This window comes from Rhodococcoides fascians NBRC 12155 = LMG 3623, assembly GCF_001894785.1.
In the GTDB taxonomy this organism is placed as follows: domain Bacteria; phylum Actinomycetota; class Actinomycetes; order Mycobacteriales; family Mycobacteriaceae; genus Rhodococcoides; species Rhodococcoides fascians.
This window is the reverse complement of the sequence record NZ_BCWW01000004.1, coordinates 193,937-214,142: the sequence shown is the minus strand read 5'-3', so window position 1 is coordinate 214,142 and position 20,206 is coordinate 193,937. Positions and strand designations below refer to the sequence as shown.

Below are 20,206 nucleotides of genomic sequence, written 5' to 3'. Positions count from 1 at the left end.
GACACAGCGTGAGGCGGTCACCATGGGCGAGGATGTCGAACGCCGAAAGTTCACCAGACAGGACCGACACCAGTTTCGGCAGAAGGTTCAGGACTGTCTAGACGCGTTGGCCATCATGTTGGCCGACGAGACGTTCCAGGTCGGCGAACCCCAGATCGGCATGGAGATCGAGCTCAACCTCGTAGACGAGGACATGGCACCGTCGATGGCCAATGCCGAGGTACTCGACGCCATCGCCGATCCTGATTATCAGACCGAGCTGGGCCAGTTCAACATCGAGATCAACGTCGATCCTCGACCGCTGCGGGGCTCGTCGATCGCCGAGTTGGAGACGGATCTGCGGCGATCGCTGAATGCTGCCGACGAGCGGGCCCGTGGCTCGGGTAGTCGACTTGCCATGATCGGCATGCTCCCGACTCTGACGAAGGAACACTTCGAACACCGCTGGCTGTCGGCGAATCCGCGATACGACCTACTGAACCAGCAGATCTTCGCCGCCCGTGGTGAGGACATCGAACTGAAGATCGCGGGCGTGCGTCTGCCCGGGTCTGCGGCCGCCGAGAACCTCGATATCGTGACCGACACGATTCTGCCCGAAGCGGCCTGCACGTCCGTCCAACTGCATCTGCAAGTCGCCCCTGACGAGTTCGCGTCGTATTGGAATGCCGCACAGGCGTTGTCGGGTGTTCAGGTTGCGCTCGCCGCGAATTCGCCGTTCCTCGCCGGGCGTGCACTGTGGCACGAGACCCGCATACCGTTGTTCGAGCAGGCCACCGATACGAGGCCGCAGGAACTCAAGAACCAGGGAGTTCGCCCGCGAGTGTGGTTCGGGGAGCGATGGATCACCTCGATCTTCGACCTGTTCGAGGAGAACTCGCGCTACTTCCCCGCCCTGCTCCCGGTGTGCAGCGAAGAGGACCCCAAAGCCGCTCTGGCCCGAGGTGATACACCGTCGCTGTCGGAACTGCGGATGCACAACGGAACCGTGTACCGGTGGAACCGGCCGATCTACGATCGATCCGGCGACGGGCACCACATCCGGCTCGAGAACCGCGTTCTGCCTGCCGGACCGACAGTCGTCGACACCCTCGCCGATGCCGCGTTCTACTACGGCACCGTACGGGCTCTCGCGGATGCCGATCGGCCCCTGTGGTCGCAGATGTCGTTCGATGCCGCCGAGGAGAACGTGCACTCCGCGGCGCGCGGCGGGTTCGATTCGATGCTCTACTGGCCCGAGGTCGGCTGGGTGAGTCCGCAGGAGCTGGTACTGCGCCGATTGCTTCCGATGGCCGAGGCCGGTCTCGCCGCGTACGGCGTCGACTCTGCCGTACGTGACCGCTATCTCGGCATTATCGAAGCGCGGTGCCTGGCCAAGCAGTCGGGTTCGGGGTGGCAGCGAGCCGCCGTCGTCGCGCGCGAACGGGCCGGCGATACTCGGGAGCAGGCTCTCGCGGGGATGTTGGGAGATTACGTGGACAGGATGGACACGGGAGAACCCGTGCACACCTGGACCCACTAACCGACGCTGCCGGCGGCGTCCGCGTTAGTGTCGTAACCATGACTACGTCCGACTCGGATTTCACCTCAGGCCCCGACCGCACCCACGACATCGTCGTCTACGGCGTCACCGGATTCGTAGGAAAGCTGACGGCGAAATACCTCGCCGAACACGCGCCTGCCGACACCCGTATCGCGCTGGCAGGCAGGTCCACCGGACGCATCGAGGCAGCGCGAAAGGAACTGGGACCCAACGCCCAGAACTGGCCCGTCATCGAAGCCGACGCTTCCGACACCGCTGCGCTGCGATCCATGGCCGAGTCGTCCCGAGTCGTCATCACGACGGTCGGCCCGTATGCCAAGTACGGCATGCCACTGGCGACTGCGTGCGCCGAGGCCGGAACCGACTATGTCGACCTCACCGGCGAGGTGCTCTTCGCTCGCGAGAGCATCGATACCAACCACGAGATCGCACAACGTACCGGTGCCAGGATCGTCCACTCGTGTGGGTTCGACTCGGTTCCGTCCGACATCGGTGTCCACGCTTTGTACGAGGCCGTCACGGCCGACAATGCGGGCGAACTCACCGACACCACGCTCGTGGTCACCTCGATGTCGGGCGGGGTCAGTGGCGGTACCGTCGACTCGCTCCGTGGTCAGATCGAGGCCATGAAGAAGGACAAGCGGGCCAGACGCATCGCGGCCCGTCCGTATTCGCTGAGCCCCGATCGAAGCCTCGAGCCCCAGCTCGGCCGCCAACTCGATACCGTGCTCATCGACGGAAAGAAGATCGATCCGAGCCTGCGCGGGTGGAAGGCTCCGTTCGTGATGGCCTCGTACAACACACGAGTCGTGCGGCGTACCAATGCACTTCGAGACTGGGCCTACGGAAAGCAGTTCCGGTACAGCGAGGTGATGAGCGTCGGCTCGTCCGTCGTCAGCCCGGTGCTCGCCGGTGCACTGTCGGCAGGACTGTTCGTCGGAGTGTCGGCCATGACGGTACTGCCGGGCAAGGTGCTCGATCGCATCCTGCCCAAGCCCGGTAGCGGCCCCAGTGAAAAGGCCCGAGAGAAGGGCCATTTCACGGTCGATCTGTACACCCAGACGACGTCCGGGGCGCGATACCGGGCCCGGGTCAAGGCGTCCGGCGACCCCGGCTACAAGGCGACGGCGGTCATGCTCGCCGAGTCCGCACTCGCGCTGGTTCTCGGTAAAGACGCACTGCCGAAAGCCAGCGGAGTTCTCACTCCCGCAACCGCCATGGGCGACGTTCTGGTGGACCGTCTGAATGCGGCCGGCATGGAGATCTGGGCCAAGCGGAACTGATTGCGGTGCAGGGAACGCCGGGCACCACTGGATATCTCGCATCGACGCTTCCGGTCGCGGCGCTCGCCGCCGAGTCGGTCGGTGCCCTCGGCACCGCCGTCGCCCAGTTGCAAAGCGCGCTGGGATCGGTGACGACGGAATCCGAGACGGTGACGCCGACAGCGTCCCTGGCGCGTATCGCCGCGTCGTTCATGGGCGACACCGTGTTGCGGATCGACGGCGAGCCGGTGCAGGGTTTCGCCGATCTGTCCGGCTTCTTCCCGGTGTCCGACGGTTGGGTGAGAACCCACGCCAACTACCCACACCACCGAGAGGCATTGCTCGGTGTGGTGGGCCTCGGTGGCGCCGGCTCGGCGGAGTCGATCGACGTGTTCGGCGATCGACTCCGCGGAATGTCCGGGTTCGAGCTCGAAGAGCTGTGCGCGGCGTCGGGCGCTCTGGCCGTGCGGGTCCGCACGGAAGAACAATGGTCCGCTCACCCCGCTGGTATTGCCGCGAGCTCCGGTCCGGTCGTTACACGAGGTGCGGCCGATCCGGCTGCCCGAGTGCGCATTCCGTCGTTCCGGCTGCTTTCGTCGCTTCGGCCGCGGGGTGCCGATTACCCGTTGGCGGGTATCCGGGTGCTCGATCTGACGCGGGTGATTGCCGGTCCTGTCGCTACGCGCGCTCTCGCACTTCTCGGTGCCGATGTGCTCCGTGTCGATTCGCCCCGGCACCCGGAACTGCCCTGGCAGCATCTGGAGAACGGCCAGGGCAAGCGGTCGGCCCTGCTGGACCTGGACACGGCGGAGGGACTCGATCGGATGCTCGGGCTGCTCGACTCGGCCGACGTGCTCGTCACCGGGTATCGGCCGGGGGCCCTCGATCGTTTCGGCCTCGAACATCGGGCGGACCTCGTCCACGGGCACATCAGCGCATGGGGCACAGAGGGTCCCTGGTCGCGGCGGCGGGGCTTCGACAGCCTTGTTCAGGCCGCCTGCGGTATCTCTGTTCTGGAAGGCCGGGACGGTCGGCCCGGTCGGCTTCCGGCTCAGGCGCTCGATCATGCGAGCGGTTATCTGCTGGCTGCCGGAATCGTCTCGGAACTGGCGGCGCGCGTAGAAGGGTCGGGCACTGCGGCACCGGTCGACGTAGCGCTCGCAGCAACGGCGGCGTGGCTGACCGGTCTTCCCGGGCGCGACCCCGAACACGGCCCCGCCGCGCTACCGCCACCCGAGTGCGTGGTCACGCACGGCTCGGTGACGGCAGCGAGACCGGTGTTCGACTGCTACTCCGACTACGCGTACCCGGCTCACGCCTGGGGTAGCGACGAGGCCGGTTGGTTACCGCGCTGACCGATCTGCGGAGCTACTCCCGGTCAGCGCAGACGCCTCGGTGTACAGATCCTTGGCCTCTTCGGTCGAATCCACCTGGGGCGGAGAACCATCGAGCGGCTGAGTAGCCGACTCGCGGAGGAAACCGACGGCGATCAGACCGATGACGCCGCTGATGATCAGGTAGTAGGCCGGGATCATGGTGCTGCCGGTGGAACTGACCAGGGCCGAGGTGACCAGCGGTGTGGTGCCGCCGAAGATCGACACCGACAGGTTGAATCCGATCGACAGTGCGGCGTAGCGCACGCGCGTCGGGAACAGTGCAGGCAAGGTGGAGGCGCTGGGTGCGGCGAAGCACGCCAGCACCACTCCCAGCAGCAGGCACGCAATCAGAGGTCCGATCCATCCGCTGCGTTGGATGAGCAGGAAGCACGGGATGGCCAGGACTATCTGTCCGATGGCACCGAACACGAACACCGGCTTGCGGCCGATTCGGTCCGTCAGCCGACCGACGGCCACGATGATGGACACGACCACGACCATCGCGGACAGGACCAACAGATCGGCGCTGAGCTGGCTGCGACCGACGACCTCGGTGAAGTACGTGGGCAGGTACGAGGTCACCATGTAGTTGGTGACGTTGTAGAGCAACACGATTCCCATGCAGATGAGCAGTGCTTTCCAATGGACCGTGAAGATCTTTCCGATCGAGCTGCGTCCGGTCTCCTGCGCCTTGACCTTCGAGTCGTGCTCGTCGAGTTGCTTGCGGAACGCGGGGGTGTCCTCCAGCTTGAGGCGCAGGTACAAACCGATGATGCCCATCGGTCCGGCAATGAAGAACGGTATGCGCCAGCCCCATTCGATCATGGTGGCGTCGCCCAGTACCGCATTCAGAATTGTCACCAATCCGGACCCCATCGCGTATCCGACGAAAGTGCCGAAGTCGAGCCAACTGCCGAGGAAACCTCGTCTTTTGTCGGGTGAATATTCGGCGATGAAAGTCGTGGCACCGCCGTATTCACCACCGGTGGAGAATCCCTGAACCAGGCGGGCGACGAGCAGCAGGATGGGAGCCCAGATTCCGATGGAGTCGTAGCTGGGAATCAGGCCGACGGCCAACGTACCGATCGACATCATGATCATGGTGGCGGCCAGGACCTTCTGGCGTCCGATGCGGTCGCCGAGAGGGCCGAAGAAGAGTCCACCGAGTGGCCGTACTACGAACGCGGCCGCGAACGTGGCGAAGGTCGACAGCAACTGGACCGCGGGTGACGCGTCCGGGTAGAACACCTTGCCCAGTGTCGCGGCCAGGTAGCCGTACACACCGAAGTCGAACCATTCCATCGTGTTGCCCAGTGCCGCAGCAGACACGGCCCGCTTGAGCATGGGCTGGTCCACGACCGTGATGCTCTCTTCCGACATCGCCGGCTTGCGACGCATACGTTTGAAGAATGCGTCACGCCGCAGACGCTGTACGTGGCGCTGGCCCCATTTCGGGATCTGGGGTGACGACTCGGGCGATTCTGGACCTTGCGCAACCGTCATTGCAGCAACGTTAGCGAGCGCAATGACCAGCAGACAAACGCCGAAACGGACATCGGCACGCACGAGCGTGCATTCCCCCAGGTAGAGGTCGGTCGATCGAATCTTGGCCACTACCTTGACAATTGGCGCATTGATCGCAATACGGACAGGTCTCCCCGGCGTGCGTGACGACGGTGGACGGCGGCCTGGCACGATGGACCCATGCCCACCCATGACTACGCCCTGGCCGTGAGCTGGACCGGCAATCGCGGACACGGGACGGCGAATGCAGCCGCATACGACCGCGATCATTTGGTCACGGCACCCGGAAAACCCGATCTCTCGGCCAGTTCCGATCCGAGCTTTCGCGGCGATCCCGAGCGGTGGAATCCAGAGGAGCTACTCGTGGCGTCGCTGTCGAGCTGCCACATGCTGTGGTACCTCGGGTTGGCCGCCGCGTCGCACGTGACCGTCACCGACTACGTCGACTCCCCCACCGGGGTCATGACCGAGCAATCCGACGGCTCGGGGCAGTTCGTCGAGGTGACCCTGGCTCCGGTAGTGACGGTCGCCGATTCCTCGATGGTGACCCGTGCGGAGGAACTGCACGCCGAGGCCGCAGCCAAGTGCTTCATCGCCCGATCGGTCAACTTCCCGGTCCGCCACAACCCGACGACTCGGGTGAACGCATGACCGTACCGATGATCGTCGACGTCGACACCGGGATCGACGACTCGCTCGCACTGCTGTATCTGTTGGCCACCGACGAGGCCGAGATCCTCGGCATAGCGTCCACCGCCGGTAACGTGCCGGTGAACCAGGTCGCCGCGAACAACCTGGCCTGGCTCGACCTGTGCCGCGCGGCCGATATCGAAGTGTCGCTCGGTGCGCAGGTGCCGTTGGTGGCACCTTTGATGACCACCGAGGACACGCACGGACCGCAGGGCATCGGATATGCGGAGCTGCCGGTGTCGAGTCGGGACCTGTCCGCACGCGATGCCACCACGATGTGGATCGAGTTGATTCGCTCGCGACCGGGTGAGATCACCGGTCTCGTCACCGGTCCGCTGACCAATCTCGCGCTGGCGGTTCGCCGAGACCCCGAGTTGCCTCGGCTGTTGAAGCGATTGGTGTTGATGGGTGGTGCTTTTCAGCATCAGGGCAACACGACGCCGACGAGCGAGTGGAACATCGCGGTGGACCCCGAGGCTGCAGCGGAGGTCTTCGCCGCTTTCTCCGGACTACCCGAGGACCGCCGCCCGATCGTCTGCGCACTCGACATCACCGAGACCATAGAGATGACACCCGAGCACATTCGCCTTCTCGGTGAACGCGCCGGAAGCGTTCCGGCCGAGCTGATCTCGTCGACCGATGCGCCGGGGGCGCGATCGACGGCCTCGAACCCGATCGTGCGTCATTTCTCGGACGCGGTCCGCTTCTACTTCGAATTCCATCGCGATCACGATCAGGGGTTCCTGGCCCACATGCACGATCCGTTCGCCGCAGCAGTGGCGGTGCAACCGGATATCGCCACCTACCGGCACGCGACCGTGGACGTGGAACTGGTCGGAACCCTCACTCGCGGAACGACGGTGGCGGATTGGCGCGGAATGTGGGGCAGGCCTCCGAACGCAGCCATCGCCACCCACGCCGATCCTCAGGCGTTCTTCGATCAGCTCGTCGAACGCGTCGGCGAGCTGGCGGCGACTCTGTACCCCACCCAGCAGGGACAGCAGGCGTCAGGAATCGAAGGCGTCGAGTAGCTCCTGAGCGGCCAACGCCGCCGTGAGCGACCCGTCGCGCACGCGAGATTCCACGTCGTCTCGAATTGCCTTCACCGACGGGCTCTGAGCCAACCGACGCAGTAGCTGATCGTTGACCATCGTCCACGTCCAGTCCACCTGCTGCTTGCGCCGCTTCTCGGCGAACTCGCCTGCGTCACGGAGCACCTGCTGGTGGCGGAGCACCGTGTTCCAGTACTCGTCGAGGCCGGTGCCTTCGATGGCACTCATCGTCAACACCGGGGGCTTCCAGATCGCATCGTGCGGATAAATCAGCCGCAGTGCACCCGCCAACTCTCGCGCCGCGTTCTTCGCGTCGGTCGCGTGCTTGCCGTCGGCCTTGTTGACGGCCACCAGATCTGCGAGTTCGAGAACGCCCTTCTTGATGCCCTGCAACTGATCCCCGGTACGCGCAAGCGTGAGGAACGTGAAGCAGTCGACCATGTTCGCGACCGTCACCTCGGACTGGCCCACGCCCACGGTCTCGACCAGGATCACGTCGAACCCTGCGGCTTCGAGCAACACGATGGTCTCTCTCGTCGCGCGTGCGACTCCGCCCAACGTTCCCGAGGTCGGCGACGGCCTGATGTACGCGTTCTCCTGCACCGCGAGACGCGACATCCGGGTTTTGTCTCCCAGGATGGAACCACCGGTCCGCGTCGACGACGGATCGACGGCCAGCACCGCGACCCGATGTCCCTGTTCGATCAACCGCATTCCCAGCGCGTCGATGAACGTCGACTTCCCGACCCCCGGAACCCCGGTGATGCCCACCCGGTGCGATCCGCCGGCGTCGGGCAGTACCCGGAGGAGCAACTGCTGCGCCAAGTCGCGATGGTCCGCGCGGGTCGACTCGACCAACGTGATCGCCCGCGCGAGGCCGGATCGTTCGTTCGCTCGGACCGACTCGGCCACCGCATCGATGTCGATGACGCGGCCCTTGTTCGGAGAGTTCATATTCAGGCGTTGGCCTCGCGTGGTGCATGCCCGAGCGCAACGGACAGCTTCTCCACCAGGCCGATCGCCGCGTCGGCGATGACGGTGCCCGGAGGGAAGATCGCCGCGGCACCCGCCGCGTAGAGCTCGTCGAAATCGCCGGGCGGGATGACGCCACCGACGACGATCATGATGTCCTCGCGCCCGACGTCGGCCAAGGCCTGTCGCAAGGCGGGCACCAGCGTCAGATGGCCCGCCGCCAGTGACGACACTCCGACGACATGGACGTCGTTGTCCGCTGCCTGCCGGGCAACCTCCTCGGGCGTCTGGAACAACGGACCGACGTCGACGTCGAAGCCGATGTCGGCGAACGCCGTGGCAATGACCTTCTGGCCTCGGTCGTGTCCGTCCTGCCCCATCTTGCACACCAGAACACGAGGACGACGGCCCTCGTCCTCGGCGAACTGTTCGACCAGCGCGGTGGCGCGGGTGATGTTCTCGGATTTACCTGCCTCGTCGCGGTACACACCACTGATTGTCCGGATTTCCGCCTGATGGCGCCCGTAGACCTTCTCCAAGGCGTCGGAAATCTCACCGACGGTGGCCATCTTGCGGGCGGCATCGATGGCGAGAGCCAGCAGATTGTTCTCCATGCCCGGCTGGTCCGACGCTGCGGCCCGAGTCAGGTTCGCCAGTGCCGCCTCGACCTCGGCAGTGTCCCGCTCGGCACGAAGACGCTCGAGCTTCTCGATCTGCTCTTTTCGCACCTTCGAGTTCTCGACCTTGAGTACCTCGATGGTGTCGGGCTCGTCGGGCACGTACTTGTTGACGCCCACCAGCGGCTGTCGGCCGGAGTCGATGCGCGCCTGGGTACGAGCCGCCGCCTCCTCGATGCGCAACTTCGGAATGCCTTCGCCGATGGCCTGCGCCATGCCGCCCGCTTCCTCGACCTCCGCAATGTGTGCGCGAGCCCGATTCGCCAGCTGATGGGTGAGCCACTCGACGTAGTGCGACCCGCCCCACGGATCGATCGGCCGAACGGTGTTGGATTCCTGCGCGATGAGTAGCTGAGTGTTGCGGGCGATACGGGCCGAGAAGTCGGTCGGCAACGCCAGTGCCTCGTCGAGCGCGTTGGTGTGCAGGGACTGCGTATGGCCCTGGGTCGCGGCCATGGCTTCGACACAGGTGCGGGCGACGTTGTTGAACACGTCCTGTGCGGTCAGCGACCAACCCGACGTCTGCGAATGAGTGCGCAGGGAACGGGATTTGGCACTCTTGGGCTCGAATTGTTGGACGAGCTCGGCCCACAGCAGCCGCCCGGCGCGGAGCTTGGCAACCTCCATGAAGAAGTTCATTCCGATGGCCCAGAAGAACGACAGTCGCGGCGCGAACGTGTCGATGTCCATGCCGGCGTCCAGGCCGGCTCGGATGTACTCGACACCGTCCGCGAGGGTGTAGGCGAGTTCGAGATCGGCTGTGGCACCGGCTTCTTGGATGTGGTAGCCGGAGATGGAGATCGAGTTGTACTTCGGCATTTTCTCGCTGGTGTACGCAAAGATGTCCGAGATGATGCGCATCGACGGCTTCGGCGGATAGATGTAGGTGTTGCGCACCATGAACTCTTTGAGGATGTCGTTCTGGATGGTGCCGGCGAGTTTCTCCGGCCCGACGCCCTGCTCCTCCGCGGCGGCGACGTACAGCGCCAGAATTGGCAGCACCGCTCCGTTCATCGTCATCGACACCGAGACGCTACCGAGGTCGATACCGTCGAACAGCTGTCGCATGTCGTAGATGGAATCGATTGCCACACCGGCCATTCCGACGTCACCCTGCACTCGCGGGTGATCGGAGTCGTAGCCCCGGTGCGTGGCCAGATCGAACGCCACCGACAGGCCTTTCTGCCCGGCCGCGAGGTTGCGGCGGTAGAAGGCGTTGGACTCGGCTGCGGTGGAGAATCCGGCGTACTGGCGAATGGTCCACGGTTGGTTGACGTACATCGTGGGATACGGCCCGCGGAGGAACGGCGGGGCACCCGGATAGCTGTGCAACGGGTAGCCCTCGGCCTCGGCGGCGTCCCGGTCTGCCTCGGTGTACACCGGCTTGACGTCGATGCCCTCGGGAGTGGACCACACCACCTGCTCGGGGGTGTAGAAGTTCGCCTTGGCACCGTTCTTCACGTGTGTGGCCACGTCCTCCGCAGACGGCGGCGACGGCGTCGGCTCGTCGGGATCGACCAGCGGTACGTCGGCGAAACTGCCGATGGTGTGCGAGATTCGGTTCTCGTCGGTACTCACTTCGAGGCTCCCAGCGTGTCGAGAAGTTCGGTCAGCACGGCGACGGCGTCGACCTTGGCGGTCAGGAATCCGTCGGGACGGGACGGGCCGTCGACGCCGGCGAAGATCTTTTCCGGGCCGGCGAGCAAAACCCGCGAGACCCCTGCTGCACGCAGAGCGTCCACGGCAGTAGCGGCCTCGTCGCCGTAGCGCTTGTCGGTTCCGCACACCACGGCGATCGAGGCTCCCGACGCTTCGACAGCACCGGCGACAGCGTCCACGCCCAGGGGGCCGGGGTTGACCGCTTCGATTCCCCCCGACGCCAACAGATTGGACGCGAAGGTCGTCCGGACGTTGTGCTCGGCGACGGTCCCCAACGGGACCAGTAGCACCTGGGGCCGCGAATCATGTTGGGCCAGATAAGAATCCGATCGATCTCTGAGCGACTCGAATGCCCGGCCGTACCGATACACGGGTGCCGAGCCGGCAGGCTGCGTCTGCTCGGGAGTCAGGGGGGCCTCGGCCAGATTGGGAAACTCGTTGACACCGGTCAGCGGAGTGATGCGATGCGCGATGTCGGAATCGCGCTCTGCACGGGTCTTCTCGATGTCGGCGACCAGCGAACCGTCCGCGGTTGCTGCAGCGAATCCGCCCGAAGCCTCGACGCCCCGGAAGAACTCCCACGCCGTCGCGGCAACCGCAGCCGTGAGTTCCTCGATGTACCACGAGCCCGAACCCGGATCCAGAACCCGACCCAGATGGGCTTCCTCCAGCAGGAGCAACTGAGTGTTTCTCGCGATACGGGCAGCGAACGTCTTGGACACTCCGGCGGCGCCACCGTTCAGTGCCGCGTCGAACGGCAGCACCGTCACCGAATCCGCACCACCCACTCCGGCCCCGAACGACGCAAGAGTGGTACGCAGCATGTTCACCCACGGATCGCGCTGAGACATCATCGCTTCCGACGTCACCGCATGCTGAGGAGCATCACCGGCGTCGGGCGCACCGCACACCTGCGCAATCCGTGCCCACAGAATGCGAGCAGCGCGAAACTTGGCGATGGTCTGGAACTGGTCGTCGGTTGCTGCGAATCGAAACTCGATCTGGCGCAAAGCATCCGAGACGGCCACACCGTTCTCGGTCATCGATCGGACGTACTCGAGCCCGGCCGCGATCGACGCACCCAGTTCCTGCGCATCCGACGCACCGAGATTATGGAACACGGTGCCGTCGACGGTGATGGCACGCATCGACTCGGCGCGGTCGATGCACGCGCGGGCCAGGTCGAGCGCCTCGGCCATCTCTATGGATTCCGTGCCTGCCACTGCAGCAGTGAGAGTGTCCACTCCGAGTCTGACGTCGACGGCGGCGCGATCGTCGATTTCTGCCGCATCGAGAACGTCGAACAGTGCCGTCGCTGCCGCGCGAACATCCCTGCGGGCATCGATCGTCAACGGGGCCAGCTCGAGCAGTACGCCACGGAGAGCCTCCGACAGATCCGACGGATCCAACCCACGCGACCCCACCGTCAACCAGAGCGCACTGGTGCCGTTGGCGAGCGAATCGAGGATCTGACCGTTCAGCGCGGGCACACCGTCACGAACGTCGGAACCGTGACGCGTGCACACCTTCCAGCCCGCGTTGACGTCCCGATGCGGATCACGCCCCCGCAGGTACGGAAACTGCCCCGGCAACGGACCCTCGGGGCGCTCGTCGAACGCGGTGTACAGCGGAGACACCGTGATTCCGTCGTACGTCGTGGAATCGAGAAGATGTTCGGGATCGGCAGGCAGATCGGCCACATCGACCCGGCGAGACTTGGCCAGGACCCCGGCCACCGCCTGCTGCCAGGCCGCGTGGGCACTGCGTGCGGCATCTTCGTGCGACGCGATGGACACGTGTGCTGCTCCCTCGGTTCGGCGGGCAGTCCTACACCCGACTTGAAGTGATGCTAACCCCACCTACATGCAGGCTATCGTGAGGATCACCTCACGTTCGGTGACCCACGCCGCAGGCTCCGCTCCCGAACCGTCTGGTCACTCCGCAGGCTCCGCTCCCGCCCCCTTTCGATCACTCCGCAGGCTCCGCTCCCGCCCCCTTTCGGTCACTCCGCAGGCTCCGCTCCCGCCCCCTGGGTCACTCCGCAGGCTCCGCTCCCGAACCGTTCTGTCATCTCACGCCGGTACTCTTGCCTCTCGTGACCCGGCACCTGCGCGACCTTCGTCTGATCGCGCTACTGGCGGTGATCGTCGTCCTGGCTGTCGTTGCGGTGTTCGCCCCGCATCCGAGTGTCGAGCAGATGCGCCAGTGGGGCACCTCGGTCGGTCCTGCGTTTCCGCTCGTGTTCTTCGCCGTCCATGCACTGGTGACCATTGCACCCATTCCCAGAACCCTGTTCACATTGAGCGCCGGAGTGCTGTTCGGGCCATTCACCGGTCTGGCGGTGACGATCGGCGCCTCTACGGTCAGCGCGGTCCTCGCCCTGCTGTTGGTTCGGGCGATCGGGCGAGAAGCCGTGGCGGCGCGAATGTCGCATTCAGCTCTCGACTCTGTCGACGAGAGCCTGCGCCGACGAGGGTGGCTCGCGGTCGGCTCTCTGCGATTGATCGCCCCGGTGCCTTTCTCTCTGGTGAACTACGCCTGCGGTGTGTCGGCGGTTCGGCTTGTCCCCTTCGCTCTGGCCACTGCCGCCGGCATGCTGCCCGGCACCCTCGGGATCGTGGTGATCGGTGGAGCAATCGGCGGGCAGACCCATCCGGTACTGCTGGTGCTGTCCGGGATCTGCATTGCGATCGGCGTGAGCGGGTTGTTCGTCGACTGGCGTTTGTCGCGGACTCGTGAGGCCGCATCGGCACCGGAGAACAGGCGTCAGGGCGAGAACCTTGATTCGGGACAATCAAGCCTGGAAGCTTGACTTGATCAAATCAACGCTCTAGCCTTGTCGCATGTTCGTGATGACCGTCGACCAGCGTCGCAGCAGACGTGACATCGATCGCGTGCCCGATCTACTGGACCGGTATCGCGATTTCGATCTGATCCGCCCGTTCGAACGCACCGCAGGCGACGAGGTCCAGGCCGTCTGTGAGGACGCAGCAACCGTCGTCGCGATCGCCCTCGACCTGGTGGCGACGCCACATTGGAGCGTGGGAATCGGCGTCGGTTCGGTCGAGCTTCCGTTACCCGACACGACGCGCGCCGGCCGGGGCCAGGCATTCGAGGCTGCCCGAGACGCCGTCACCAGAGCGAAGAATGCGCCTGCTGCGCTCGCCGTCACCGGACCCGAGCCGGAAGCGGCCGAGGACGCCGAAACCGCATCGACCTTGGTTGCCATACTCGTCGCTCGTCGCTCGGACCAGGGCCGAGAGGCGGTTGCGCTCATGGCAGAGGGAATGTCGCAGACCGACGCGGCCGAAAGGCTCGGTATCAGCAAACAGGCTATGTCGCAACGACTTTCCGTCGCCGGCTGGCACGTCGAAAATGCCGGCCGCACCCTTGCCGCGAGGTTGTTGAACGCGGCTGACGCGACAGGAAGTCACACGTCATGATCGTCGTCGCCCTCGTTCTTCTGGCTCTGACGGCAGGTGTCGCCCTCGTCCCGGCCGGCGACCGCATCAGGCTGTGGGTCCCCACTGTGGCTGCCTCGACTCTGCTCACCGCAGCCGCTGTGCTTGCCACGCTCGCCGGGCCGGCACACGGCGTCGGTCATGCAGTCGGAGTCGTCCTGAGCGTTGCCGTGGCCGCCGTCGGCGGCACTGCCGTGGTGCCGAGCGTCTTTCGCGTCGCCAGACGACAGAACGACTCGACCGACGACGAGCCGGTCGAGCCGCTGCGTGGAGGGTTGACGATAGGAATTCTCGAACGTGTAGCGGTTGCGGTATCCATTCTCACCGGCTGGCCCGAGGGAATCGCCATCGTACTGGCGGTCAAAGGACTTGCGCGCTACCCCGAACTGCGCGAATCCCACGCCTCCGAACAGTTCATCATCGGCACCTTCGCCAGCGTTCTGTGGGCACTGGCGGCAGCGGGCGTGGGATTCGCGATCAATTCGTGATCAGCGCGCTTCCGGTTCTGCCTCGGGAGATGCCGACAGGGCACCGATATCCATACCCTTGGACAGCTCCGGAGATGCGGCCAACGACGTGTCCACCGGCTTACGGGCCACCGCCTCGGCGGCCTTGACGGCTTCGGCGACAGCCGGATCGGTCTTGGTCTCGAACCACTCCGCAACCTCGTCCGAGTCGTCCTCGGGTTTCGGCTCGTTGCCCGCGGACTCGTTGGGCTCGTATCGGAACACCCCGTCCTCGCCTGGGGCTCCGAGGGTCTTGGCGAACCCTTTGAGAGCGTCGCCGAAATCGCTCGGGATCATCCACACCTTGTTCGCGTCGCCCTGCGCCATCTGAGGCAACGTCTGCATGTACTGGTAGGCCAACAGTTCTGGAGTGGGCTTACCCGCCTTGATGGCACCGAAGACCTTCTCGATGGCCTTCGCCTGCCCCTGCGCCTCGAGGTACTTCGCGGCGCGATCACCCTGAGCCCGCAGAATTCTGGACTGCCGCTCACCCTCGGCAGTGAGGATGGCCGCCTGCTTACCGCCTTCGGCAGCGAGGATTCGACTCTGCTTGTCGCCCTCGGCTGTCTTGATCGCCGATTCACGGTGCCCCTCGGCCGTGAGAATGGTCGCGCGCTTCTCGCGGTCGGCCTTCATCTGCTTCTCCATCGATTCCTGAATCGAGGGTGGCGGGTCGATGCTCTTGAGCTCGACGCGGGCGACTCGAAGACCCCACCGACCGGTGGCCTCGTCCAGCACCACTCGGAGCTGACCGTTGATCGAATCACGGGACGTCAGAGTCTCTTCCAACGTCATTCCGCCGACGACGTTACGCAGCGTGGTGGTGGTCAACTGCTCGACACCGACGATGTAGTTGTTGATCTCGTACACGGCCGACTGTGGATTGGTCACCTGAAAATAGACGACGGTGTCGATCGACACCGTCAGGTTGTCCTTGGTGATGACCGGCTGCGGCGGGAACGAGACGACCCGTTCTCGCAGATCGACTTTCGCACGGATGCGATCGACGAACGGGACGAGGAACGTGAGCTGACCGGACACGGTACGCGTGTACCGACCGAGTCTTTCGATCACTGCTGCCTCGGCTTGCGGGACGATCGAGATGGACTTGGCCATCAACACGGCGACGAACGCAACGATGACGGCCAGTGCTATGAGTGCTTCCACTGGCTTTACGGTCCCTTCCATACGACGGCGGTGGCACCGTCGATTTCCATCACGGTCACGGTGGTACCGGGGGCGTAGACCTCTGTCTCGTCCAACGGACGCGCGGTCCACACCTCGCCACCGAGTTTGATCTGGCCTTCGTGCGCAGTGACCTGTTCGAGCACGACTGCGCTCTTACCGGTGAGAGCCGCAACCCCCATCGGGGTGTCCGGCGGATGTGCGAAGCGCCGCAACAAGATCGGACGCAGACCCAGAACCAACGCCAACGACAACACGCCGAAAACGATTGCGTCTGCCCATACCGGGAAGTCGGTCAACGCCGACACCCCGGCGGTACCGAGCGCACCGCCGGCGATCATCAGTAGGAAGAAGTCCCCCGTCAGTGCTTCGGCACCGGCAAGCACAACCGCCGCTATGAGCCACAAGATCGCTGCCACAAGCTCCATCCTGGCACGAATCGGACATCCGCCGACGGATCAGCTGGTCGTAACAGCTACTCGGTGACGAAATCGACCAACTGTTCGACGGCACCGATCAGTGGAGCCTCCAGATCTCGGAAGCTCGACACCGACGAGTACACCCGCCGCCATCCTTCCTGCGGAGTTCCCCAGCCCAGCTCTCGACAGATTCCGGTCTTCCAGTCCTGACCGCGCGGAATCTTCGGCCACGCCGCAATGCCGACCGCCGACGGCTTGACGGCCTCCCACACGTCGATGAACGGATGGCCGGTGACGAGAACGTGTTCGCCCAACGATCTGGTCATCTTCGATTCCTTGGACCCGGTCACCAGGTGGTCGACCAGGACCCCGACGCGACGGCCCGGGCCGGGGCCGAAATCGGCCAACCGCTCCCCCAGATTGTCCAGGCCCTCGAGATGTTCGACGACCACGCCCTCCACTCGAAGGTCGTGTCCCCACACGCTTTCCACCAGGGCCGCGTCGTGCACACCCTCGACCCAGATACGGCTGGCACGAGCCGTCCGGGCTCGCAGGCCCTCGACCTTGGTGGATCCGGACGCCGATCTGGTCGGTTTGGCCGCGGTCGCGGGCTTCGGGCGGACCAGCGTCACCCGGCGGCCGTCGATCAGAAATGCGGCCTCGCGCAGGGCGAACAGTCGCGTCGTTCGGGCGCCGTCCTCGAGTCGGACGAAATCTCCGTCGTATGTGCGCTCGAAGCCGACCACAGCACCGCAATAACCCGAACCTGCGTCCTCGACCACCATGCCGCGCTCGGCCGGCACCTCCGGTGCCGGAACCTTCCGCATGCGACTGTGCCCTTTGAGAATGTCTCCGCCGTACATGTCGTTCACGGCGACCAACGCTAGCGATACCGGCGTCCCGAGCACGGTTCGCCACGCCGACCTATGCTCGTGAGTCGTGTGTTCTCCGAGTGCAAGTCTTGCCCTGTGGGCCGGTTCCTGGCTGGCCGGTGCCGGTTCGCCGGACGACGTCATCGACGCGATGTCCGAGTGGGCACCGATGCATCTGGTCGGTGCCGGTGACAACGAAGCAGCAACGACGTACGGGCTGCGCTTTCCGGGCTACGCAGAGGGCATCGCCGGGGCGCTCGCCGCGGTCCGAACCGCCGCGAACGCAGGACCCTCACCCGCAGCCGGGGAGGAACGGATACGTCTGGTGCTGCCCGCAGCGGGTGCGGTGGCCGAACTGCCGGCCCGGACAGAATTCTCTCGTGCAGCGATCGGTGCCGAGCAGGCGGTGATGATCGGTACCCCGGGCTCCGCCGGAATCGGGGTGGTACCCGTCGTCGAGGGCCCCGACGTGCTGCGCTGGACCGTGTATTCGATCGACGTTCCCTCTCACGCCCACCGAGATCGAGGTCTCGGTGAGGCCGAGTACGAGATGCGCGAGGCCGTGCGCGGCGCGGCGGATGCACTCGCACAGATGCAATCGCTCCCCACCCGCACTCTCGAGGCCGACCCGCGCACTCGCATCGCCGAGCTGATCGCCGACGCTGCACGGCACCGCTATCCCCCCGAGATGTCCGAACGCGCCTTCCGAGTGCTCGAATCGGCCGATCGGGTCGCGGCCATCCTCACCGTCGCCGCCGGATCGGCTCCCTCGGAGGCACCGACTGCCGCCGCAGCGGCCGCCCGAGAAGAACTCGTCCGGCCGCTGTGGGCCGCCGTGCGCACGGCCCGGACCATCGCCGTGGCGACGAGCATCGGTGCCTCGATGCAGTCGGCCCGATGACCGACAGGACCGACACGTAGCGGTCCTGTCGGGGCTGGGCCGCGAGACAGGCAAGAGGCCACCCGTCAGGCAGGAGCCGCCAGTCAGGCAGGTGCCGTCGCAGGCCGCGATGGACGCGTCGGCTGCTCGCAACATCCGACGGCACATCGATTGCCGTCGAGGGTGGATCCGTAGCCGGGAACGCTGCCGAGTCCTCGGCACGTCCCGCCGACGCGATACTCGTCCACCAGCTCCCTGATCATCTTCGGGAATCGAGCATCGGAACCGGGCGTACCCACGCGGGCGAAAGCCATCCCGAGTTCACGGGCCTTCTCCTCGGCTTCGGTGTCGAGATCCCACACCACTTCGAGGTGGTCGGACACGAAACCGATCGGGCACACGATCACCGCGTCGACGGACTTCTCGGACAGTGCTTCGAGATGATCGCAGATGTCGGGGTCGAGCCACGGAACCTGCGGTGGTCCGGAACGAGACTGCCACACCAGATCGTATTCGGTGCTGCCGGATGCGGCCGCGACCAGACGCGACGCCTCCGCAACCTGCCGGCTGTACAGGTGGCCACCATCCGCGGGTGGGCCTGCATTGGCGTCGGCTGCCGACGGAATGGAATGCGCGGTGAACACCAGCCGCGCTCCTGCCCGATGCTCCTCTGGCAGCGACCTGCGCGCGGCATCGACGGCCTCGGCGAACGCCTCGACCATCAACGGGTGGTCGTAGTACTGACGGATCTTGAGCAAATGCGGGGCGTCGTCCCCCACGGACGCACGGGCCCTGGCGATGTCCTCGTGGTACTGCCTGCACCCGGAATACCCGCCCCACGCGGAAGTCGGAAAGACGAGCGCGGAGCGGACGCCGTCCGCCTTCATCGTCGCAACGGTGTCCTCGACCATCGGATGCCAATTGCGATTGCCGAAGTAGATCGGCAATTCGATTCCGGCCGAATCGAACTCGGCCTGCAGTGCGGCGATGATGTCGCGATTGAGTTCGTTGATCGGTGACACGCCACCGAAGTGCATGTAGTGCTCGACGACGGCGTCGAGACGCTCGGGCGGCACACCACGTCCGCGAGTGACGTTCTCAAGAAACGGGCGAACGTCGGCGGGCTTTTCCGGTCCGCCGAACGAGAGCACCAACAGTGCGTCGAAATCTCCAGGGGTGGTCATGAATCCATTGTGCCCCTGTCGCAGCAGGGCTGCGGCAGGGGCACAATCGGTCGACGAAACCTACGGTGAGCGAGCCCACGTCGGACTCCGCTCACCGACGTGTCACATGTTTTCGGGCAGGTACGTGTTGTGGCTCGCTCCGCCGTCGACGTACACGATCGACCCGGTGGTTCCGGGCAGCCAATCCGACAGCAACGCGACGATCGACTTGGCGACGACGGTCGGATCGTTGACGTCCCATCCGATGGGAGCGGCACCGTCCCAGTACACGTTCAGCTGGTCCATCTTGGCCGCATCGCCGGTCGCGGTGCCCGCAATCGCCTTGGCGGCAAGAGTCCTGATCGGTCCTGCTGCAACGAGATTGGAGCGGATACGCTTGGCTGCGCCCACTTCCCGTGCCACGTAACGATTCACCGACTCGAGAGCAGCCTTGGCTACGCCCATCCAGTTGTAGTAGGGCATCGACGTCCGCGGATCGAAGTCCATTCCGACGATCGAGCCACCCTCGTTCATGACCGGCAGCACGGCACGCGCGAGAGATGCGTAGCTCCACGCCGAGATCTCGAATGCCCTCGCCGCGTCGGGGCCGGGGCCGTCGAGGAACGGCTTGGCATCCGGGCCCATCAGGGTGCGAGGTGCGAATGCGATGGAGTGCAGAACTCCGTCGATACCCTCCGGCGCTACTTCACGAATTCGGTCCGCCAGCGCGGCGAGGTGCTCCTCGTTGGTGGCGTCGAGCTCGATCGCCGGGGGCACCTCCTTGGGCAGCCGCTGCGCGATGCGGTCGATGAGCCGCAGCCGATCGAACCCGGTGATGATCACCTTGGCACCCTGCTCCTGCGCCATGGCCGCGGCGTGGAACGCGATCGACGCGTCGGTGATGATGCCGGTGATGAGAATGGTCTTGCCTTCGAGCAATCCGCCCATAATGCTACGTCCTTAATTCG

Annotated in this window: 18 protein-coding genes; 9 read left to right on the top strand and 9 right to left on the bottom strand. The window is 65.2% G+C overall.

What is annotated here, in order from left to right; genetic code table 11:
* Positions 1 to 22 precede the first annotated feature (22 nt).
* The 3 genes from RFA01S_RS12265 to RFA01S_RS12255 are packed head-to-tail and all read left to right on the top strand — an operon-like array spanning position 23 to position 4,157.
* The gene (locus RFA01S_RS12265; RefSeq protein WP_032370522.1) at positions 23 to 1,519 is read left to right on the top strand and encodes a glutamate-cysteine ligase family protein; all 1,497 of its coding nucleotides are present in this window, start codon (positions 23 to 25) and stop codon (positions 1,517 to 1,519) included.
* 38 nt (positions 1,520 to 1,557) lie between these two features.
* On the top strand, positions 1,558 to 2,823 hold the full coding sequence (locus tag RFA01S_RS12260; RefSeq protein WP_032408270.1) for a saccharopine dehydrogenase family protein: 1,266 nt from the start codon (positions 1,558 to 1,560) through the stop codon (positions 2,821 to 2,823).
* Positions 2,824 to 2,828: 5 nt separating this feature from the next.
* Entirely contained in the window at positions 2,829 to 4,157 is a 1,329-nt protein-coding gene (locus RFA01S_RS12255) for a CoA transferase (RefSeq protein WP_238325181.1), read from the top strand.
* Here RFA01S_RS12255 and proP read toward each other — a convergent pair.
* Positions 4,146 to 5,576: a glycine betaine/L-proline transporter ProP gene (gene proP, locus RFA01S_RS12250; RefSeq protein ID WP_370878783.1), complete on the bottom strand. Its 1,431-nt coding sequence runs from the start codon at positions 5,574 to 5,576 to the stop codon at positions 4,146 to 4,148. The genes RFA01S_RS12255 and proP overlap by 12 nt on opposite strands.
* Positions 5,577 to 5,882: 306 nt before the next feature.
* Here proP and RFA01S_RS12245 point away from each other — a divergent pair, with 306 nt between their 5' ends.
* Together RFA01S_RS12245 and RFA01S_RS12240 are read left to right on the top strand one after the other, a co-directional pair.
* Positions 5,883 to 6,353, top strand: coding sequence for an OsmC family protein (locus tag RFA01S_RS12245; protein ID WP_032370519.1), 471 nt, complete (start codon positions 5,883 to 5,885; stop codon positions 6,351 to 6,353).
* Positions 6,350 to 7,423, top strand: coding sequence for a nucleoside hydrolase (locus tag RFA01S_RS12240; protein WP_032370518.1), 1,074 nt, complete (start codon positions 6,350 to 6,352; stop codon positions 7,421 to 7,423). Before RFA01S_RS12245 ends, RFA01S_RS12240 begins: the two co-directional genes overlap by 4 nt.
* Here the strand turns inward: RFA01S_RS12240 and meaB are convergent.
* Genes meaB through mutA form a run of 3 tightly spaced genes read right to left on the bottom strand, consistent with a single transcriptional unit; the run spans position 7,400 to position 12,548 of the window.
* Entirely contained in the window at positions 7,400 to 8,398 is a 999-nt protein-coding gene (meaB, locus tag RFA01S_RS12235; RefSeq protein ID WP_027497048.1) for a methylmalonyl Co-A mutase-associated GTPase MeaB, read from the bottom strand. The genes RFA01S_RS12240 and meaB overlap by 24 nt on opposite strands.
* Positions 8,399 to 8,400: 2 nt before the next feature.
* On the bottom strand, positions 8,401 to 10,671 hold the full coding sequence (gene scpA, locus RFA01S_RS12230; protein WP_032365779.1) for a methylmalonyl-CoA mutase: 2,271 nt from the start codon (positions 10,669 to 10,671) through the stop codon (positions 8,401 to 8,403).
* A complete protein-coding gene (gene mutA / locus RFA01S_RS12225; RefSeq protein WP_032408272.1) occupies positions 10,668 to 12,548 on the bottom strand; it encodes a methylmalonyl-CoA mutase small subunit in 1,881 nt (626 codons plus the stop codon). Before mutA ends, scpA begins: the two co-directional genes overlap by 4 nt.
* 299 nt (positions 12,549 to 12,847) lie before the next feature.
* Here mutA and RFA01S_RS12220 point away from each other — a divergent pair, with 299 nt between their 5' ends.
* Genes RFA01S_RS12220 through RFA01S_RS12210 form a run of 3 tightly spaced genes read left to right on the top strand, consistent with a single transcriptional unit; the run spans position 12,848 to position 14,701 of the window.
* The gene (locus RFA01S_RS12220) at positions 12,848 to 13,564 is read left to right on the top strand and encodes a TVP38/TMEM64 family protein (protein WP_027497045.1); all 717 of its coding nucleotides are present in this window, start codon (positions 12,848 to 12,850) and stop codon (positions 13,562 to 13,564) included.
* A gap of 31 nt (positions 13,565 to 13,595) precedes the next feature.
* Positions 13,596 to 14,195, top strand: coding sequence for a hypothetical protein (locus RFA01S_RS12215; protein WP_027497044.1), 600 nt, complete (start codon positions 13,596 to 13,598; stop codon positions 14,193 to 14,195).
* Positions 14,192 to 14,701 carry a hypothetical protein gene (locus RFA01S_RS12210; RefSeq protein WP_027497043.1) on the top strand — a complete coding sequence of 170 codons (510 nt, stop codon included), beginning with the start codon at positions 14,192 to 14,194 and terminating at the stop codon, positions 14,699 to 14,701. Before RFA01S_RS12215 ends, RFA01S_RS12210 begins: the two co-directional genes overlap by 4 nt.
* Here the strand turns inward: RFA01S_RS12210 and RFA01S_RS12205 are convergent, their stop codons facing one another.
* The 3 genes from RFA01S_RS12205 to RFA01S_RS12195 are packed head-to-tail and all read right to left on the bottom strand — an operon-like array spanning position 14,702 to position 17,186.
* Entirely contained in the window at positions 14,702 to 15,886 is a 1,185-nt protein-coding gene (locus RFA01S_RS12205; RefSeq protein WP_027497042.1) for an SPFH domain-containing protein, read from the bottom strand.
* Positions 15,887 to 15,891: 5 nt separating this feature from the next.
* Complete coding sequence (locus RFA01S_RS12200; protein WP_027497041.1) at positions 15,892 to 16,323, bottom strand: NfeD family protein; 432 nt, start codon at positions 16,321 to 16,323, stop codon at positions 15,892 to 15,894.
* Positions 16,324 to 16,379: 56 nt separating this feature from the next.
* Positions 16,380 to 17,186 (bottom strand): DUF3097 domain-containing protein, encoded by an 807-nt coding sequence (locus RFA01S_RS12195; RefSeq protein ID WP_032365846.1) that lies wholly within the window; start codon positions 17,184 to 17,186, stop codon positions 16,380 to 16,382.
* A 76-nt stretch (positions 17,187 to 17,262) separates the two neighbouring features.
* Between RFA01S_RS12195 and RFA01S_RS12190 the strand changes: the two genes are divergently transcribed.
* Positions 17,263 to 18,096: an Rv1486c family protein gene (locus RFA01S_RS12190; protein WP_027497039.1), complete on the top strand. Its 834-nt coding sequence runs from the start codon at positions 17,263 to 17,265 to the stop codon at positions 18,094 to 18,096.
* A gap of 83 nt (positions 18,097 to 18,179) precedes the next feature.
* On the opposite strand, the gene RFA01S_RS12185 is transcribed toward RFA01S_RS12190, so the two are convergent.
* Positions 18,180 to 19,259, bottom strand: a complete 1,080-nt coding sequence (locus RFA01S_RS12185; protein WP_032372450.1) for a ferrochelatase — start codon at positions 19,257 to 19,259, stop codon at positions 18,180 to 18,182.
* A gap of 102 nt (positions 19,260 to 19,361) precedes the next feature.
* Complete coding sequence (gene inhA, locus RFA01S_RS12180) at positions 19,362 to 20,186, bottom strand: NADH-dependent enoyl-ACP reductase InhA (protein ID WP_027497037.1); 825 nt, start codon at positions 20,184 to 20,186, stop codon at positions 19,362 to 19,364.
* Positions 20,187 to 20,206 lie beyond the last annotated feature (20 nt).